This is a genomic window from Streptomyces sp. NPDC051364, from assembly GCF_040682115.1.
Taxonomy (GTDB): Bacteria; Actinomycetota; Actinomycetes; order Streptomycetales; family Streptomycetaceae; genus Streptomyces.
In genome coordinates this window covers 213,918-231,801 of the sequence record NZ_JBFBAH010000003.1, presented here as the reverse complement: position 1 = coordinate 231,801, position 17,884 = coordinate 213,918, and the positions used below count along the sequence as shown (strand labels likewise).

General features: G+C 70.8%; 17 protein-coding genes and 2 tRNA genes. 16 read left to right on the top strand and 3 right to left on the bottom strand.

Going from position 1 to position 17,884, the window contains the following annotated elements; translation table 11 throughout:
• The first annotated feature begins 38 nt into the window (after positions 1 to 38).
• Positions 39 to 1,040 carry a UDP-glucose 4-epimerase GalE gene (galE, locus tag AB0M76_RS08105; protein WP_266667099.1) on the top strand — a complete coding sequence of 334 codons (1,002 nt, stop codon included), beginning with the start codon at positions 39 to 41 and terminating at the stop codon, positions 1,038 to 1,040.
• 98 nt (positions 1,041 to 1,138) lie between these two features.
• Here galE and AB0M76_RS08100 read toward each other — a convergent pair whose 3' ends face one another.
• Positions 1,139 to 2,332, bottom strand: coding sequence for a glycosyltransferase (locus AB0M76_RS08100; protein WP_365952107.1), 1,194 nt, complete (start codon positions 2,330 to 2,332; stop codon positions 1,139 to 1,141).
• A complete protein-coding gene (locus AB0M76_RS08095) occupies positions 2,329 to 5,217 on the bottom strand; it encodes a bifunctional glycosyltransferase family 2 protein/CDP-glycerol:glycerophosphate glycerophosphotransferase (protein WP_365952106.1) in 2,889 nt (962 codons plus the stop codon). The genes AB0M76_RS08100 and AB0M76_RS08095 overlap by 4 nt, the downstream gene beginning before the upstream one ends.
• A gap of 158 nt (positions 5,218 to 5,375) precedes the next feature.
• Between AB0M76_RS08095 and AB0M76_RS08090 the strand changes: the two genes are divergently transcribed.
• From AB0M76_RS08090 to AB0M76_RS08060, 7 genes are all read left to right on the top strand, one after another.
• Positions 5,376 to 6,404 (top strand): glycosyltransferase family 2 protein, encoded by a 1,029-nt coding sequence (locus AB0M76_RS08090; RefSeq protein WP_365952105.1) that lies wholly within the window; start codon positions 5,376 to 5,378, stop codon positions 6,402 to 6,404.
• A gap of 3 nt (positions 6,405 to 6,407) precedes the next feature.
• The gene (locus tag AB0M76_RS08085) at positions 6,408 to 6,830 is read left to right on the top strand and encodes a GtrA family protein (RefSeq protein WP_266667107.1); all 423 of its coding nucleotides are present in this window, start codon (positions 6,408 to 6,410) and stop codon (positions 6,828 to 6,830) included.
• An 89-nt stretch (positions 6,831 to 6,919) separates the two neighbouring features.
• Complete coding sequence (proB, locus tag AB0M76_RS08080; protein WP_365952104.1) at positions 6,920 to 8,047, top strand: glutamate 5-kinase; 1,128 nt, start codon at positions 6,920 to 6,922, stop codon at positions 8,045 to 8,047.
• 85 nt (positions 8,048 to 8,132) lie between these two features.
• Positions 8,133 to 8,528: a hypothetical protein gene (locus AB0M76_RS08075; RefSeq protein ID WP_234321066.1), complete on the top strand. Its 396-nt coding sequence runs from the start codon at positions 8,133 to 8,135 to the stop codon at positions 8,526 to 8,528.
• Between the two features lie 237 nt (positions 8,529 to 8,765).
• Positions 8,766 to 10,043 (top strand): glutamate-5-semialdehyde dehydrogenase, encoded by a 1,278-nt coding sequence (locus tag AB0M76_RS08070; RefSeq protein ID WP_365952103.1) that lies wholly within the window; start codon positions 8,766 to 8,768, stop codon positions 10,041 to 10,043.
• Positions 10,044 to 10,120: 77 nt separating this feature from the next.
• Positions 10,121 to 10,660, top strand: a complete 540-nt coding sequence (locus AB0M76_RS08065; RefSeq protein ID WP_365952102.1) for a hypothetical protein — start codon at positions 10,121 to 10,123, stop codon at positions 10,658 to 10,660.
• A gap of 68 nt (positions 10,661 to 10,728) precedes the next feature.
• Positions 10,729 to 11,877 carry a hypothetical protein gene (locus tag AB0M76_RS08060; protein WP_365952101.1) on the top strand — a complete coding sequence of 383 codons (1,149 nt, stop codon included), beginning with the start codon at positions 10,729 to 10,731 and terminating at the stop codon, positions 11,875 to 11,877.
• Here AB0M76_RS08060 and AB0M76_RS08055 read toward each other — a convergent pair.
• Positions 11,861 to 12,946, bottom strand: coding sequence for a M48 family metallopeptidase (locus AB0M76_RS08055; RefSeq protein WP_365952100.1), 1,086 nt, complete (start codon positions 12,944 to 12,946; stop codon positions 11,861 to 11,863). The two genes, AB0M76_RS08060 and AB0M76_RS08055, sit on opposite strands and share 17 nt — an antisense overlap.
• Positions 12,947 to 13,087: 141 nt before the next feature.
• On the opposite strand from AB0M76_RS08055, the gene AB0M76_RS08050 reads away from it, so the two are divergent.
• The 8 genes from AB0M76_RS08050 (at position 13,088) to AB0M76_RS08015 (ending at position 17,685) form a co-directional block, all read left to right on the top strand.
• Positions 13,088 to 13,255, top strand: coding sequence for a hypothetical protein (locus AB0M76_RS08050; protein WP_037635354.1), 168 nt, complete (start codon positions 13,088 to 13,090; stop codon positions 13,253 to 13,255).
• 68 nt (positions 13,256 to 13,323) lie between these two features.
• Positions 13,324 to 13,941: a nicotinate-nucleotide adenylyltransferase gene (nadD, locus tag AB0M76_RS08045; protein ID WP_030297205.1), complete on the top strand. Its 618-nt coding sequence runs from the start codon at positions 13,324 to 13,326 to the stop codon at positions 13,939 to 13,941.
• Between the two features lie 24 nt (positions 13,942 to 13,965).
• Positions 13,966 to 15,645, top strand: a complete 1,680-nt coding sequence (locus AB0M76_RS08040) for an LCP family protein (protein WP_365952099.1) — start codon at positions 13,966 to 13,968, stop codon at positions 15,643 to 15,645.
• 120 nt (positions 15,646 to 15,765) lie between these two features.
• Positions 15,766 to 16,212: a ribosome silencing factor gene (rsfS, locus tag AB0M76_RS08035; protein ID WP_053786810.1), complete on the top strand. Its 447-nt coding sequence runs from the start codon at positions 15,766 to 15,768 to the stop codon at positions 16,210 to 16,212.
• The gene (locus AB0M76_RS08030) at positions 16,209 to 16,865 is read left to right on the top strand and encodes a histidine phosphatase family protein (RefSeq protein WP_365952350.1); all 657 of its coding nucleotides are present in this window, start codon (positions 16,209 to 16,211) and stop codon (positions 16,863 to 16,865) included. Before rsfS ends, AB0M76_RS08030 begins: the two co-directional genes overlap by 4 nt.
• A gap of 112 nt (positions 16,866 to 16,977) precedes the next feature.
• Positions 16,978 to 17,050 (top strand) — tRNA-Ala (locus AB0M76_RS08025).
• Between the two features lie 143 nt (positions 17,051 to 17,193).
• On the top strand, positions 17,194 to 17,427 hold the full coding sequence (locus tag AB0M76_RS08020; protein ID WP_008738908.1) for a hypothetical protein: 234 nt from the start codon (positions 17,194 to 17,196) through the stop codon (positions 17,425 to 17,427).
• A gap of 185 nt (positions 17,428 to 17,612) precedes the next feature.
• Positions 17,613 to 17,685: transfer RNA gene (locus AB0M76_RS08015), tRNA-Ala, on the top strand.
• The last annotated feature ends 199 nt before the right edge of the window (positions 17,686 to 17,884 follow it).

Below are 17,884 nucleotides of genomic sequence, written 5' to 3'. Positions count from 1 at the left end.
GACCCCGGACCCGGTCCGGGGACCCCAGGGAGATACGCATGACTTTTCTGATCACTGGTGGCGCCGGCTACATCGGCTCCCACGTCGTCCGCGCGATGCTCGCCGCAGGTGAGAAGGTCGTCGTCTTCGACGACCTCTCCACGGGCAACGAGGACCGCGTCCCGGAGGGCGTCCCGCTGGTGATCGGCTCGGTCCTGGACCGGCTGAACCTGGACGAGACCCTCCGGCGCTACAAGATCACCGGTGTGGTGCACCTGGCGGGCAAGAAGCAGGTCGGCGAGTCCGTCGAGAAGCCGCTGTTCTACTACCACGAGAACGTGGAGGGCCTTCAGGTCCTGCTGGGCGCGGTGGCCGCGGCCGGCGTCCGCAACTTCCTGTTCTCCTCCTCCGCCTCCGTGTACGGCATGCCCGACGTGGAGCTCGTCACAGAGGAGACCCCGTGCGCGCCGCTGAGCCCGTACGGCGAGACGAAGCTGGCCGGTGAGTGGCTGGTCCGCGCGGCGGGCAAGGCGCACGGCATCTCCACCGCCTGCCTGCGCTACTTCAACGTGGCGGGCGCGGCCGCCCCCGAGCTCGCGGACACCGGGGTCTACAACCTGGTCCCGATGGTCTTCGAGCGCTTCGACAAGGGTGAGGGCGCCCGTATCTTCGGCGACGACTACGCGACCCCGGACGGCACCTGCATCCGCGACTACATCCACGTCGAGGACCTCGCCGAGGCCCACGTGGTGGCGGCCCGCAAGCTCGTCGAGTGGGGCGCGACCGGGGACTACAAGGACCTCACCGTCAACATCGGCCGCGGCGAGGGCGTCTCCGTACGGGAGATGGCGCAGCTGCTGAACGAGGGCACCGGGCACACCTACGAGCCCGTCGTCGTCCCGCGGCGCCCCGGTGACCCGGCGAAGGTCGTGGCCTCGGCCGACAAGATCGCCGCGGAGCTGGGCTGGAAGGCCAAGCACGATGTCCGCGAGATGATCACCTCGGCCTGGGCGGGCTGGGAGGCCAACCGCAAGGGCGAACTGCCGCACGTCGCGCGCTGAGCCCGCACGCCGCAGCGAACAACGCGAAGCCGCCCGCCCCGGATGCGTTCCGGGGCGGGCGGCTTCGTGCTGCGTACGCGGGCTCAGCGCTCCAGGGCTCAGCGCTCCAAGAACGTGAAGAGCTCTTCCCAGCGGTCGGTGATCTCGGCGCTGGAGTAGCGCTGCACACTGCGGAAGGCGTTGTCGCCGAGCCGGTCGCGCAGCTCGCGGTCCGACATCAGCACGTCGAGGTGCCCGGCCAGCTCCATCGTGTTGCCCAGCCGGGCCAGCAGCCCGTCCTCGCCGTGCTCGACGATCTCCCGTACGCCCGGCGCGCAGTCGAAGGCGGCCACCGGCAGGCCCGTCGCCATCGCCTCCAGCAGGGTGATCGGGAAGCCCTCGGCCCGCGAGGCCTGCGCGAAGACCGAGGCCCCGCGCAGCGCGCCCAGCACGTCGTCGGTGCTGCCCATCCACGTGACGGAGGTCTCCAGCCCCAGTGCGGTCGCGTGCGCCTGCAGCGCCGGCTCCTCCACGCCCGCTCCGTAGATCCGCAGGACCCAGTCGGGGTGCTGCGGGGCGGCTTCCGCCCACGCGTCGAGCAGCAGGTCCACGCCCTTCTCGAAGGCGAGGCGGCCGACGCTGGCGACGACCTTCTCCGTTCGGGGGGCGGGGGAGTCCGGCATGAACGGCAGCGGGTTCGGCATGCTGCCCACGTTCTCCATGCCGGCCCGGATCCACATGTCCGCGTCCTCGGGGGTCAGCACCAGCAGCCGGTCGACCTCGGGGTAGTACCGGCGGACCCGCTCGCCGCGGGTGGACTTCTGGCTGGCCTCGAACGACTCGTGGCTCATGCCGATGACGCCGAGCCCCTTGGTGTCGGCGAGCGCCACCCACTCCATCGCCCAGACCTGCGTGACGATCACGACGGCCCCGGGGCGGGCCGCGCGGAACAGCTCGTTCAGCGTCTCCGCCTTGGCCCGCATCTTCGCCCGCCGGGCCGCCTGGCGGCGCCGCTCGGGGGCGTTCAGCCGGCCCTTGATCCCGCGCAGGCGGCGGGCCTTCGGCGGGTGGGCGTCGTACAGGGTGGTCATCGCGTACGGCAGGTCCTGCGGCAGCTTCTGCCGGATCTCCTCGGCGACGGGGGCGATGCCGACGATGTGCACCCGGTGACCGCGGTCGGTGAACAGCCGGGCCATCTGGTGCGACCAGGTCGTCACGCCGCCGAGCTCGTCGACGCTGTTGGAGACGATGAAGACGTCACGGCCGCCAGGCTGTTCGTCGCGCGCGCCGGACTCGGCGGTCTGCTGGCTCACTTGCCGCTCCTGGTGAAGAACTTCTCGACGATCTGGCGGGCCGCGTCCCCGCGGTCGTACTCGCCGAACTCGGTGAGGAAGCGCTGCCGCGCCTCCGCGTACTTGGCGTCCGCCTCGTCGAAGGCGGCGAGGGCCTGGAGGAGTTCGTCGGCCGTGGCCACCACCGGGCCGGGGGCCTTCTCCTTCAGGTCGAAGTACGTGCCGCGGATGTCGGTCGCGTACTTCTCGTAGTCGTACGCGAAGAACAGCATCGGCCGGTCCAGCACCGAGTAGTCGAACATCACGGACGAGTAGTCGGTGATCAGCCCGTCGGCGAGCGCCAGCAGCGGGGTGATGTCGTGGTGCCGGGACACGTCGACGACCCGGCCCGCGACCGACGGCGGCAGCGAGACGCTGTTGAGGTAGTGGGTGCGCACCAGCAGCGTGAAACGGTCGCCGAGCCGCTCGGCGAACTCCTCCACGTCGAAGGGGAACTCGAAGCCCTCCACCGCGCCGTCCGCGTTCGCCCGGAAGGTCGGCGCGTACAGCAGCACCTTCTTCCCCGGGTCGATGCCCAGCTCGGCGGCGAGTGGCCCGCGCACCCGCTCCCCGCTCTGCGCCTCGGCCCGCTGCGCCTCGACCAGGGCGTCGTTGCGCGGGTAGCCCGTGCGCAGCAGCACCTCGTCGCGCAGCCGGAAGCCCTTGGCGAGGGTGCGGGTGTCGTGCTCGGAGCGGATCAGGAAGTGGTCGAAGCGGTTGACGGCCGCCTGGAAGCGGTCCTGGCCGGCCTTGCCCTGCGCCTTGGTGCGGGGCTCGTGGAAGCCCATGCGCTTGAGCGCGGAGCCGTGCCAGGTCTGGATGTACGTGGTTCCCTCGCGCTTGGTCAGGGCGAGGGGGAAGCCCTGGTTGTCGACCCAGAACTCGGCCTGCGCCAGCGCGCGCAGGTACGGCCAGCTCCAGCGGCGCACCAGGGTGGCCTCCTTGGGGAAGCCGGTGGGCTTGCCGCCCGCGTACGACCAGATCGCCTCGAACGGGACGCCCTGGCGGACCATCTCCTCGTAGATCGCCTTCGGGCTGTCGCTGTACTGCTTGCCCATGTGGCTCTCGAAGACGACCGTGCCCTTCTTGATGGGCAGCTTCGAGAAGACCTCGTGGTAGACCTTCACCTTCTGCTCGCCCGAGCCGAGGTTGCGGCGGGCCCGCAGGGCCTTGCGCAGGCCCCGCTTGACCACGCCGGCGGCCTTGCCGTGCATCGCGCTGCTGATCAGCGTCTGGGTGCGGACGGCGGCGGCGCCCTCGGCGGTCAGGACGTAGGAGAGGTTCCCCTTCTTGGTCACCTCCGGCTCGAAGCGGTCGGAGACCAGCCGGGTCAGCCGCGGGCGCACGCGCAGGCGGGCCGCCGGCTCCATGTCGACTCCGCCGACGGAGACGCGGGTGGTGAGGCGCTCGCCGCCGGCGGTCAGCTTCAGGCGGACGTCCCAGACGGCGTCGATGATGCCGAGGGGGCGGACGGTGCCGGCGATGTCGGCCGTGGCGGTCCACTCGATCGTGTCACCGGCGTGGCGCACGGTTGCCACCGGGAAGCTGAAAGAGCGCACGCCGATCTGCCGGCGTGCCCGGAACTCCAGCGTGGCCCCCAGTTCCGCTTCCGGGCTGATCCGGCCCAGCGGGTTCACCACGGCGCCCGAGAGCGTGACGGTGCCGCGCCCGTCGTCCTCGTACGAGGTGAGCCGGTTGCCCAGCGTGAGGGAGGTGAGCGGGGTGGTGTGGAAGCCCTGCTCGGTGACGTCCAGTATCCGGCGGGCCTCGGCGGCCTCGGCGCTGTCGGGGTCGTCGATGTGCTGCGCGCACCAGTAGACGCGCCCGTCGCGCTCCGCGAGCGGCGAGGACAGCCGGCCCTTGTTGGTCATGGCGTCGGCGGCCGGGAGCAGGTTGTCCCAGTCCTCCTTGCCCAGCAGGTAGGCGCAGATCGCCTGGAGGTACGTGACGTGCTCGTACGCCGCCGGGTCGATGCCGGCCAGGTAGCCGTTGGCGAGGCGGGCGAACTCCTGGCGGTACGCATCGCCCAGCAGGGGCAGGTCGCGCAGGTGCAGCACCAGGTCGTGCTTGAGGAACTTGGCGTCCTTCGCGGACTTGATGTCCGTGTGGCCCTTGGCGGCCAGCAGCTCGTCGACGCGGCGGTGGATCTCCATCCGGTGGACGAAGTTCGCGATCTCGTGGCGCCGGTTGCTGATCGATTTCGCCGAGGCCTTCTCGACCACGTTCCAGTAGTAGACGTGGTTCGGGATCAGCGTGATGCGGCGGGCGGCGACGTAGGCCTGCGCGGAGAACAGCAGGTCCTCGTAGTGGATGCCGACCGGGAACTCCAGGCCCTGCTCCAGCAGGAACGCGCGCCGGTAGCACTTGTTCGTGGAGAGGGTGTCGTAGACCAGCAGGTCGGGGTCCTCGGTGATCGACTCCAGCGTGCGGGTGCGGGAGTAGATCCAGGGGTACCACTCGGTGGTCTTGCCCCACCGGTTGTCGAGGTGCACGCGCACGCACATGCCGGAGACCAGGTCGGAGCCGGTCCGCTCGGCCGCGGCCAGCATGTTCCGGCAGGCGTTTCGCTCCAGCACGTCGTCGCTGTCCAGGAACATGACGTACGTGCCGGTGGCCTGCTGGATGCCGTGGTTGCGCGGGGCGCCGCAGCCCCCGCTGTTCTCGGGCAGCCGGAAGGCGCGCACCCTCCCCGGGTGCGCAGCTTCGAGCTCCTGCGCGATCGCGTACGACCGGTCTTTGCTGCAGTCGTCGACGATCACGACTTCGACCCCGTGCAGGGTCTGGTCCAAAACCGACTGGACTGCTGTCGGCAGACGCTCTGCGTCGTTGTAGACGATGACGACCACGGAGACGTCAGGCACGTGCACCTCGATCCCTTCGTTCCATTCCGCTTAACCCGTCAAAGCTACCGTGTGCTGCGCTCGGATCCGGCAGGCCGACCCTCGACGTGCATACTTCTAAGGAAGAGGTGTGCGGCGGGTCCGGTCGCCGGCAATCACCCGTTCGGACCCAGCAGGAAGTGTTCATGACGAAGCTGTCCGTAGTCGTCCCTTGCTACAACGAAGAAGCCGTGATCGACAGCTTCGACGTGGAGATCCGCAGGGTCCTGGACTCCCTGCCCGTCGAGTACGAGGTCTGCTACGTCGACGACGGCAGCCGCGACGGGACCCTCGCCAAGCTCCGCAAGATCGCCGCCGAACACGGTGACCGTACCCGGTACGTCTCCTTCAGCCGCAACTTCGGCAAGGAGGCCGGCATGCTCGCCGGTCTGCGCGAGGCCACCGGCGACGCCGTCGTGATCATGGACGCCGATCTCCAGCACCCGCCGGAGCTCATCGCCACCATGCTCGACTACTACCGGCAGGGCCACGACCAGATCATCGCCCGCCGCACCCGCGAGGGCGACAAGAAGGTCCGCTCCGCGCTCAGCCGCCTCTACTACCGGGGCGTCAACCGCTGGGTCGACGTGGAGCTCACCGACGGCGTCGGGGACTTCCGCCTGCTGTCCCGGCCTGCCGTGGACGCGCTGCTGTCGCTGCCGGAGTACAACCGCTTCTCCAAGGGCCTCTTCTCCTGGATCGGCTTCGACACCGTCCACTTCGACTACCGCAACGCCCAGCGCGAGGCCGGCGAGACGAAGTGGAAGTTCGGCTCCCTGCTGAACTACGCCATGGACGGGCTGATCTCCTTCAACAACCGGCCGCTGCGCATCGGCATCTGGGCCGGCGTGTCCCTGGTGGCGCTGACCGCCCTGTACGCCCTGTACATCGCGGTCATGGCCATGACCCACGGGGTCGACGCACCCGGTTACGTCACCCTCGTGGCGATCATCGTCGGCATCGGCGGCGTTCAGATGATCATGCTGGGTCTGATCGGCGAGTACATCGGCCGCATCTACTACGAGACCAAGCGCCGCCCGCACTTCCTGGTCAAGGAGGCGCACGGCGCGGACGCGCAGGCCCGGCCCGACACCACCCGGGTCCAGGCGGAACGCGAACGCGGCGGCCTGTCCGCCTCGCGCCTCACGGTCTCCGCCGAGCACGAGGTGCGCTGAACCATGCGAACCCAGCTGGGCCAGATCCTCCGCTTCGGCCTCGTCGGCGCGGTCAACACCGGCACCTTCTTCGCCATCTACCTGCTCCTGCACCCGTGGATGCCGTACTTCCTCGCCTACACCCTCGCCTTCCTGCTGGCGATGGTCGGCTCGTTCTTCATGAACACCTACTTCACCTACCGGACCAAGCCCACCTGGAAGAAGTTCCTCCTCTTCCCCCTGACGAACGTCACGAACTACGTGATCCAGTCCGCCGGGCTCTACGCCCTGGTGACCTGGGCCGGGCTCGACACCCGGATCGCCCCGCTCGTCGCCGCCGTCGTGGCGATCCCGTTCACGTACCTGCTGTCCCGCAAGATCCTGGTCCCGGGCGCGGCAGCCGCGGCCGAGAACCCGGAGCCGGCCCGCAGCGGGTCCGCGGGCTGAGTCCACCGTCTGAAACCCCTGAGCGGCCGCTCCGGGGCACCCCGTAGATTGAGGTGGCAGACGTACCGGCAAGGGGCAAGGGGACAGACGTGTCAGCGGCTAGGCAAGGTGTCGTGGACGCCCGCAGGATCGTGGTCAAGGTCGGATCCTCCTCCTTGACCACCGCGGCCGGCGGACTCGACGCCGATCGGGTGGACGCCCTGGTCGACGTACTGGCCAAGGCCCGCAGCGGCGGCGAGAAGGAGATCGTCCTCGTCTCCAGCGGAGCCATCGCCGCCGGGCTCTCCCCGCTCGGCCTGCGCCGTCGCCCCACGGACCTGGCCCGGCAGCAGGCAGCCGCCAGCGTCGGGCAGGGGCTGCTGGTCGCTCGGTACACCGCCTCCTTCGCCCGGTACGGAGTCCGCGTCGGCCAGGTGCTGCTGACCAGCGACGACACCAGCCGGCGCGCCCACTACCGCAACGCGTACCGGACCCTGGACCAGCTCCTGGCCATGGGCGCCCTGCCGGTGGTCAACGAGAACGACACCGTCGCCACGGACGAGATCCGCTTCGGCGACAACGACCGGCTCGCGGCCCTCGTCGCCCACCTGGTCCGCGCCGACCTCCTCGTTCTCCTGTCCGACGTGGACGGCCTGTACGACGGCGACCCGTCGCTGCCCGGCACCACCCGCATCGACGAGGTGCGCGGCCCCGAGGACATCGCGCACGTCTCCATCGGCAGCTCCGGCAAGGCGGGCGTGGGCACCGGCGGCATGGTCACCAAGGTCGAGGCGGCGCGGATCGCGGCGGCGGCCGGCATCCCGGTCGTCCTCACCTCGGCGAGCCAGGCCGCGGACGCCCTGGCCGGGCGGCCTACCGGTACGCACTTCCACGCCACCGGCCGCCGCTCGGCGGACCGGCTGCTGTGGCTCCAGCACGCCTCGACCCCGCAGGGGCACCTGGTCCTGGACGAGGGCGCCGTACGCGCGGTGACCGAGCGCGGCAGCTCCCTGCTGCCCGCAGGGATCGCCGCGGTCGAGGGAGAGTTCGTCGCCGGCGACCCGGTGGAACTGCGCGCGCCCGACGGCCGCGCCGTGGCCCGCGGGCTGGTCAACTTCGACGCCAAGGAACTCCCGCAGCTCCTCGGCCGCTCCACCCGGGAGCTTGCGAAGGAACTCGGCCCGGAGTACGAGCGCGAGGTCGTACACCGCGACGATCTGGTCCTGCTGCAGGGCTGAGGTTCGGTAAAACCGCCGCGCGGCGGGCCGGGGACTGGTCAACTGTGAGGGGCGGACAGGCATGGCGCAGACAGGAGGCGGGCTGGTGAGACGAGCGCTGACCAGCATCAGCGGCGGCGGGGACGGCGAGCAGGACGAAGCCTCCCGCCTCTGGCACGTCACCCTGAGCGTCTCGGGCAAGCCGGCGCCGCTGTCGGAGGTCCGACGCGGGCTGGAACAGCTGGCCCACGACCACCCGTTCCTCCTCACCAGCCGGTACGCCGACGACCATGCGGAGATCCGGTACTGGGAGGAGGCCCGCGACCTTCACGACGCCGCGGCCGTCGCCCTGCGCCTGTGGGGCGAACACCGCTCCTCGGCGCAGCTCCCGCCGTGGGAGATCGTCGGCCTGGAGGTCATCGACCGCGCGACGTACCACCTCCGAGTGGCGGAGGGCTACGGTCCACCTCCCGCGCACCCGGTGGGTGTCCACCCGTACTAGGGCCGCATCCGGCCCACCGGCACCACCCAGCCCCGCCGGCGTTTGAGGCGCGGGGTCCGGGGCGGAGCCCGGGGTCTTTCGGGGTCCGGGGCGGAGCCCGGGGAATGGCGGAAGGGCGGGTAGGGGACGAGCCCCGCAGGGCCCACTAGCCGCACCCCGGCCAGTGCATCGAACAAGGGCATCTCGCGGGATGGAACCCCGTCGGCCGGGGCGGGGCCGGGGACTACCCTGGGCGGCATGACCTCGCTCGACGCCCCCGTCTCGCCCGTGATCGCCACCGCGCAAGCGGCCCGCACCGCCGCCGCGGCCATCGCCCCCCTCCCGCGGTCCGCCAAGGACACCGCGCTGCTGGCCATCGCGGACGCCCTGGAGGCCCGTACGGCCGAGATCGTCACCGCCAACGCCGTCGACACCGACAAGGCGCGCGCCGCCGGCACCAGCGAGACTGTCATCGACCGCCTCACACTCACCCCCGAGCGCGTCCGCGCCATCGCCTCCGACGTGCGCGACGTCGCCGCCCTCCCCGACCCCGTCGGCGAGGTCGTCCGCGGCTCGACCCTCCCCAACGGGATCGACCTGCGCCAGATCCGCGTCCCGCTCGGCGTCGTCGGCATCATCTACGAGGCCCGCCCCAACGTCACCGTCGACGCCGCCGCCCTCTGCCTCAAGTCCGGCAACGCGGTCCTGCTGCGCGGCAGCTCCTCCGCCTACGCCTCCAACACCGCCCTCGTCGCCATCCTGCGCGACGCCGTCGAGAGCGCAGGCCTGCCCGCCAACGCGATCCAGCTGGTCCCCGGCGAGTCCCGCGACTCCGTCCGCGAGCTGATGCGCGCCCGCGGCCTCGTCGACGTCCTCATTCCGCGCGGCGGCGCCTCCCTCATCAAGACCGTCGTCGAGGAGTCCATCGTCCCGGTCATCGAGACCGGTACCGGCAACTGCCACGTCTACGTGGACGCCCAGGCCGACCTGGACATGGCCGTGGACATCCTCATCAACTCCAAGGCGCAGCGGCCCTCCGTCTGCAACTCCGCCGAGACGCTCCTCGTCCACCGCGACATCGCCGACGCCTTCCTGCCGCGCGCCCTCGACGCCCTCGCCGACGCCGGCGTCACCGTCCACGGCGACGACCGGGTCCTCGCGGCCGCCGAGAACTCCAAGGCCACCGCGCTCCCCGCCACCGACGAGGACTGGGCCGCCGAGTACCTCTCCTACGACATCGCCGCCGGCGTCGTGGACTCCCTCGACGACGCCGTCGCCCACATCCGCCGCTGGACCTCCGGCCACACCGAGGCGATCGTCACCACCTCGCAGGCCGCCGCCCGCCGCTTCACCCAGCTGGTCGACTCGACCACGGTCGCCGTAAATGCCTCCACCCGGTTCACCGACGGTGGCCAGTTCGGCTTCGGCGCCGAGATCGGGATCTCCACGCAGAAACTGCACGCCCGCGGCCCGATGGGCCTCCCGGAGCTCACCTCCACCAAGTACATCGTCACGGGCGACGGTCACGTTCGGTAGTCGGACCTCGAACGCCGGGTGGCCGGATTTCGGCGCACACCCTGCCCAAAGCAGCCCCCCAGGTCTAGGCTGTTGCTGTGCCGGACGACGTGGGGGGCAAGTTCCCGGACGACGGGGAGCCCGACAACGACGACCGCGGAGGCGCGGATCACGACTTCGCCTCCGTGGTGTTCGACGAGGACTTCGTCCGGAACGCCGAGATCCATGAACCGAGCGCCGCAGAGCGCCAGCGGGCCGCCGACCGGGCGCGCGCGGAGGCGGAAGCCGCCCGCGCCGTCGCCGGCGGCTGGACCTCGGACGACGACTACGGCTACGGCCGCCCCGACGGGTACGGCATCGACGAACCCGGCTGGGAATACGGCGCCAGCTACGCGGAAGGCCCGTACGGGGCCTACGGCGGCGCCCTGCGCCCCTACCGGGGCCGCTCGCCCTGGCTGCGCCCGGTCGCCTGGGTGCTCGCCTTCGTGATGGGCCTCGGCATGGTCGCCCTCGCCTTCAGCGCCGTCTACCGCAGCGCCTCGAGCGACGCGGACCACGCTCCCGCGCCCGCCAGCACCCCGCTGACGGAAGTCAGCGGCGCCGGAGCGTTTATGTACCCCGTCGGCCGCCAACCCTGAAGGTACGACCCCACTCGCGTTCGCCGGAGCTGGGGGCTTCTCTGAAGCGGGGACAGCGGGGAGAAGCAATGGCCGTGCCAGGAGACCCACCCGACGGCACCCCCGAGGGCATCGGCGGGGGCGACGAGGAGTTCCGGTCGGACGAGTACCGATCGGTGGTGTTCGACGAGGACTTCGTCCGGGCTGCCCGGCTCCAGGAGTTCTCCGCCCAGGAGCGGATGGGCGAGCATGCGCGGGCCGTCCGCAGCCGGTCCATCTGGTCCGGCGGCGGCTCCTCCCGGCCCCGGACCAGCACGCCCGGCCGGGGAGCCCGCCAGGGCATGCTGCTGGTGCTGCTCATCGCCGTGGCCTTCGCAGCGGCCGTCTACATGGGCCTGAGCAACCCGGCCGGACCCCCGTCCACCGGCCGGACCGATCCGCTGAGCAGTACGGTCGTGCCCCTCGCGCCGAGCACCGCCGTGCCCGGCGGGCGGCCCGTCGACCTGTACGCGAAGAGCCCGGCGGCCGAGTACCGCGTCGGGGCGGCCGGGATCACCCTGCCGGCCGTGCGCCGCACTCACCACTTCACCGAGGGGCAGGTCGTCACCGCCCTGTCGATCGCCAAGGACTACCTGGTGCAGTCCTCGCTGGACCCCGACGTCCTGGCCGGCGCTGCCACCCGGCCCGTGCGCGTCCTGCTCGACCCCGAGCAGCTGGCGCAGTTCGACCGCAGCATGACCTCGCCCTCCGGTGACGGGCGGCACGCCTCCACCGGCTGGCTGGTCCGCTTCGACCCGGGCACGGCCGTCGTCGCCGACACCCGGGTCCGGGTGGGCGGAACCCTCGCCTTTGAGGAGGTCTCCGCGGACGTGCTCGAGGTGACCAGCGACCACGCCTTCGTGTACGCCGTGCGCCCCGCCACCGGATCCCCGGCCGCGGCCGACGGAGCCTCGCTCTTCACCGTCCGGCGCGAGCTGCGGCTGCGCTTCGACCGGGAAGACCTGGCGGCCCGGCGGGCGGAGCTCGTCTCGGCCTATGTGATGGCCGGTCCACAGGACTGCTCCACCGATCCCGCCGAAGGCTTCCGCCCGGTCCTGGCCGGGGCGGGACCCACCACGGTCGGCCCGGCCGCGAGCGACCCGTACGCCAGCGGCACCCCGCGGCGCACCGCCGGGCTGTGCGGGGTACTGGCGCCACCCACGGCCGCCGGGACCGCCCCCGTCAGCCCTGCTCCGTAGTGGGGCCGCCCTTGTTCTCGGCGCCCGAGCCCGTACCGGCGCCGCCGGCCGCACCCGTGAACTTGTCGCGCAGCTTGCCGCCGACGTCGGCCGCGCCGCCCGCGATGTCGCCGACCAGCTTGAACAGCGGGTCCTTGCTGCTGCGCACCGCGTCCGCGTAGTGCGAGGCCGACTCCCGGAAGGAGTCCGTGACCGAGGTGTCCTTGTCCTCGTCCCGCCGCGGGTAGTGGCCGTCCATGATCCGCTGGTAGTCCCGGTGCTGCGACCACTTCTTCAGCTCGGCCGCCCGCACGGTGGTGAAGGGATGCGTCCGCGGCAGCACATTGAGGATCTTCAGCACCGAGTCGCGCAGATCGCCGCTCGACTCGTACTCCTCGGCCTGGGCCAGGAAGGAGTCCACGTTCATCTCGTGGAGGTGGTTGCCGCCCGCGATCTTCATCAGGCCCCGCATCGACGCGTTCACGTCCTGCCCGACCAGCAGCCCCGCCCGGTCCGCGGACAGCTCCGACTTGCGGAACCACTCCCGCAGCGCGGTCACGATCGCCATGATCGCCACATTGCCCAGCGGGATCCACGCCACCTTCAGCGCCAGACCCGTCAGGAACAGCAGGATCGTGCGGTACACCGCGTGCCCCGACAGCGCATGGCCCACCTCGTGGCCCACGACCGCCCGCATCTCCTCCTCGTCGAGCAGCTCGACCAGGCCCGTCGTCACCACGATGATCGGCTCGTCCAGCCCGATGCACATCGCGTTCGGCTTCGGGTCCTGCTGCACGTACATCTGCGGGACCCTCTCCAGGTCCAGGATGTAACAGGCGTCGCGCAGCATCTCGTACAGGTGCGGGAACTGGGTCTCGCCCACCCGGACGGATTCCGACAGGAAGAGCAGGCGCAGGCTCCGCTCCGGAAGCAGCCCGCTCAGGGCCTTGAACACGGTGTCGAACCCGCTCAGCTTGCGCAGCGCCACCAGCGCCGAGCGGTCCGCCGGGTGCTCGTACGCGCGCGAGGAAATTCCGGGAAACCTCCTGCGGTCCCGCGCCGGTACCTTCTCGAACCCGGTCTCCGTCATAACGCCCTCCCCCTTGATCGGCCTGTGCGCTTCTGCGTCTATCCTCTCCAACGCCTGAGTCGGCGTGAGCGTGCCCCAGGCCCCCGCATACGATGTGAGCGAAGTCTCCGCCCGCTCCCCGACTCGATAGGTATCTGCCTGATGAGCCTCTCCACCACCGCCCACAACCTGGTCGTTCTCGCGTCGGAGGGCGCCGAGCAGCACGGCGGCAACCACGACAGCCTGAACCCGTACCTGACCGGTGGCGGCGCGCTGTTCATCCTGCTGCTGATGCTCTGGGTGACCACGCGCCTGAACCGCGACCGCTGAACCCGCGCTCGCGCACACGCTCGAATGCGGGTCCGCACCGCTCCGCCGGGCCAGTAGGCTCTGCGCTCATGGGAGAGCAGGAGATGCCTACCGGCCCGGTCAAGCGCCGGCTCGGCGTGATGGGCGGGACATTCGACCCGATCCACCACGGACACCTGGTGGCCGCCAGTGAAGTGGCCGCCCTGTTCCACCTCGACGAGGTGGTGTTCGTACCGACCGGCCAGCCGTGGCAGAAGTCGCAGCGCGCCGTGTCCCCCGCCGAGGACCGCTATCTGATGACGGTCATCGCGACGGCCTCGAACCCCCAGTTCTCGGTGAGCCGCATCGACATCGACCGCGGCGGGCCGACGTACACGATCGACACCCTGCGGGATCTGAGCGCGCTCAACGAAGACGCCGACCTCTTCTTCATCACCGGCGCCGACGCCCTCGCCCAGATCCTGACCTGGCGGAACGCCGACGAGCTCTTCTCGCTCGCCCACTTCATCGGAGTGACCCGGCCGGGCCACGTGCTCACCGACGACGGGCTCCCCGAGGACGGCGTCTCGCTGGTGCAGGTGCCCGCCCTGGCGATTTCGTCCACGGACTGCCGCGCACGGGTCGCCCAGGGGGATCCTGTCTGGTATTTGGTGCCCGACGGTGTGGTGCGCTACATCGACAAGCGTGAGCTGTACCGGGGAGCCTGAGCTTCCGGAGAGAGGGGCCCCGCGGTGAACGACCGACAGGAGCCGTACGACCCGTACGCCGCACAGGAGCAGCAGCTCATCGGCTACGACGCGTACGGGCGGCCGGTGTACGGCCAGGTGCCCGCGCAGCCCGCCCAGTACGAGCAGGCGTACGAGCAGCAGTACGGCTACGACCACCAGGGCTACGGCCAGCAGGCGTACTACCCGCAGCAGCAGCCGCAGCAGCCGGCCGCCCCTGACTACGGGCAGCAGGAGTACACCCAGGCCCCCGGCTACGGGTACGACACCCAGCACACGCAGCAGACCCAGCAGTGGATCCCGCAGCAGGCCGCCCCCGAGCAGCCCCCCGCCCCGGCCCCCGCGGCCGGGCCGCAGCCCCCGCGCCCCGCCCAGGTCCCCGAACCGCGCCGGGCCGAGGAGGACGGGCAGGCCGCGCCCGACTACCGCACCGAGCAGTTCGCGTTCATCGATCAGCCGGACGAGGACTCCGAGGACGTCATCGACTGGCTCAAGTTCACCGAGAGCCGGACCGAGCGCCGCGAGGAGGCCCGCCGCCGCGGCCGCAACCGGGTGGTCGCCCTGATCGTCGTCCTCGCCCTCTTCGTCGTCGGCGGCGTCGGCTACCTCTGGTACGCGGGCAAGCTGCCGTTCCTCGACGGCCCCGGGCAGAAGAAGGACTCCGCGGCCGCCGCCGGACCGCAGAAGCGCGACATGATCGTCGTCCACCTGCACAACACCAAGAAGGGCGGCACCTCCACGGCGCTGCTCGTCGACAACGTCACCACCAAGAAGGGCGCCACCGTCCTGCTGCCGAACACGCTGGGCGTCCCCAAGGACGACGGCACCGCCGCGGGCCTCGGCAAGGCGGTCGAGGACGGCGGCGTGGGCGTACGGGACTCCCTCGACTCGGTGCTCGGCACCCACATCGGCGGCACCTGGCGCCTGGACACCCCCTTCCTGGAGAACCTGGTCGAGCTGGTCGGCGGCATCGAGACCGACACCGACACCGCGGTCCCGGCCGACGACGCCGCCAAGACCCCGGCCGTGGCCCAGGGCCAGAAGCAGCACCTCAGCGGTGCGATGGCCGTCGCTTACGCCACCCACCGCGCCCAGGGCGAGCCCGAGGCAAAGCAGCTGGACCGCCTCGGCAAGGTCCTCTACGGCGTGCTGCGCAAGATCCCCGGCGACGCGAAGTCGGCGACCGTCACCGTCGAGAGCATGGGCCAGATCCTCGACCCCTCCCTGAACGCCCAGGCCCTCGGCGCCCTGCTGGCCAGGCTCGGCGAGCACGCCAAGGAGGGCGCCGACGCGTACCGCACGGACGTCCTCGCGGTGAAGCCGGACGGCACGCTCACCGACGACGCCAACAAGAACGTCGTCAAGGAGGTGCTCGGCGGCAGCTTCACGGCGGCCCAGGCCGGCACCGCGCCGCGCGTCGGCCTCAAGGACGCCACCGGCGACGACAAGACGCAGGTCGCGGCGAAGGCGGCCCTGCTGAACGGCGGCTACACCTTCGTGGACGGCGGCAAGGCCGACAAGACCCAGCCCGCCACGCAGATCACGTACCAGGACGACGCGCAGCGGGCCAAGGCGGTCGAGGTCGCCAAGACGCTGGGCCTGCCGGAGACCGCCGTGAAGAAGGGCGAGAACGCCGTGAACGCCGACGTCGTGGTGACCCTGGGCAAGGACTACAAACCGTCCTGACCCGGGCCTGACCAGGCCTTTGGGGAGTGCCCCGGCCCGCGCGGGACGCTGCGCGCGGGCGGGGTCGGCGGTACATGAGACCCTTGTAAGGATCTGCCCGCCAACCCGAAAGCATGGCCAGTGACCGCCACGGACCGCTCCATCGAGCTCATCACCGCCGCCGCCCAGGCCGCGGCCGACCGGCTCGCGCACGACATCATCGCGTACGACGTCAGCGACGTGCTGTCGATCACCGATGCCTTCCTGCTCGCCTCGGCGCCCAACGACCGCCAGGTCAAGTCGATCGTCGACGAGATCGAGGAGCGCCTGCTCAAGGAGCTCGGCGCCAAGCCGGTGCGCCGCGAGGGCGACCGCGACGCCCGCTGGATCCTGCTCGACTACATCGACATCGTCGTCCACGTGCAGCACAGCGAGGAGCGGGTCTTCTACGCGCTGGAGCGCCTGTGGAAGGACTGCCCCGAGATCGAGCTGCCCGAAGACGCCAAGCTCACCAAGGGCAAGGCGGAGGAGCACGCCAAGCTGCGCGAGGCGGCGGGCGACGACGACCTGGACGGTGATCTGTTCTGAGCGCGACCGCCACCGGGAAGACCGGCCGGAAGATCGTCCTCTGGCGACACGGCCAGACCTCGTGGAATCTGGAGCGCCGCTTCCAGGGCTCCACGGACATCGAGCTGACCGAGACGGGTGTGGCGCAGGCGCGCCGCGCCGCCCGGCTGCTCGCCTCGCTGCAGCCGGACGCCATCGTGGCCTCCGACCTGAAGCGGGCCGCCGCCACGGCCGCCGAGCTGGTCGCCGTCACGGGCCTGGCCGTGACCCACGACGCCGCGCTGCGCGAGACGTACGCCGGTGAGTGGCAGGGCCTCACGCACGACGAGATCATCAAGAAGTACGGCGAGCAGTACGCGGCGTGGAAGCGCGGCGAGCCCGTCCGCCGAGGCGGCGGCGAGCTGGAGACCGAGGTCGCCGACCGTGCGGCGCCGGTGGTGCTCGAGCACGCCGGCCGGCTGCCGGAGGGCGGCACGCTCGTCGTGGTCAGCCACGGCGGGACCATCCGTACGACCATCGGCCGTCTGCTGGGCCTGGAGGCGTACGACTGGGAGAGCCTGGGCGGGCTCTCCAACTGCTGCTGGTCCGTCCTCGGCGAGGGCGCGCGCGGCTGGCGTCTGATGGAGCACAACGCCGGCACGCTGCCGGAACCGGTGCTCGGCGACGACGACTGAGACCGCCTCAGGGCGGCTCCCACCCGGATTTCACTTTCCGGCTGGTCGCAGGCTAGAGTTCTTCTTGTTCGCAGCGCAGAACACCGGAAACGGGGAGAGCGCAGCGGAGAGCGGGGCTATAGCTCAGTTGGTAGAGCGCCTGCATGGCATGCAGGAGGTCAGGAGTTCAATTCTCCTTAGCTCCACAATCAGGATCCCGTCCCCAACAGGGGGCGGGATCCTTCCGTTTGTTCCTTCGATGCCTGCTGACCTGCCCCGTACCACGTGGCAGAATCGGACCGCCGGAGGGGTGAGTCGACGGCCCGATGCGGGAGGGAGTCGCTGACGGATGGGTGCACACCGGCGGCGGTGCGACTGGTGCAACAACGGCACGCCGATCGTGCGGGACATGGACCCGGTCAACCCCGACTACCAGTACTGGTGCGAGGAATGCGCGCGGGCGCTGATCATAAAAGGCGACCCGATCGAGACGTACCGCGAGCTGGAGGGGGAGCCGATCTACGGCCGACTGCTCGACGAGCACTGCACGCTCAAGCGGTTCTACCAGTTCGCCAGAGCCTAGAGCCGCGGCGCGGAACAGGGATGAGGAGCGGGGTCTGGAACAGAGTCCGGAACGGGATGAACCGGGCGAAGCCGAACGCCCGGAAATCGATTTTTGGACCTGGGCCATGACCGTGTAATGTTCTCGATGTCGCCAGGGGGAACCGGCAAGGGAAACCGAGCAGGGGCCCGGCGGCAGAGAAGCAAGGGGCTATAGCTCAGTTGGTAGAGCGCCTGCATGGCATGCAGGAGGTCAGGAGTTCAATTCTCCTTAGCTCCACAGAAGAGAAGCGGACCACCCGGATCGGGTGGTCCGTTTCTCGTTGTGCGGAACGGTCGAGCGGCCGCCGGACCCGCTGCGGTACCCTGGCGCCATGCGTGCCGTACGCCTTCTGCTTACCGAGCCGCGCTGATCAGTGCCGACCCTTCGAGACGGTCGGCATCGGCGCGGCGCCCCCTCCTGTGCGAGGGGTTTTTTC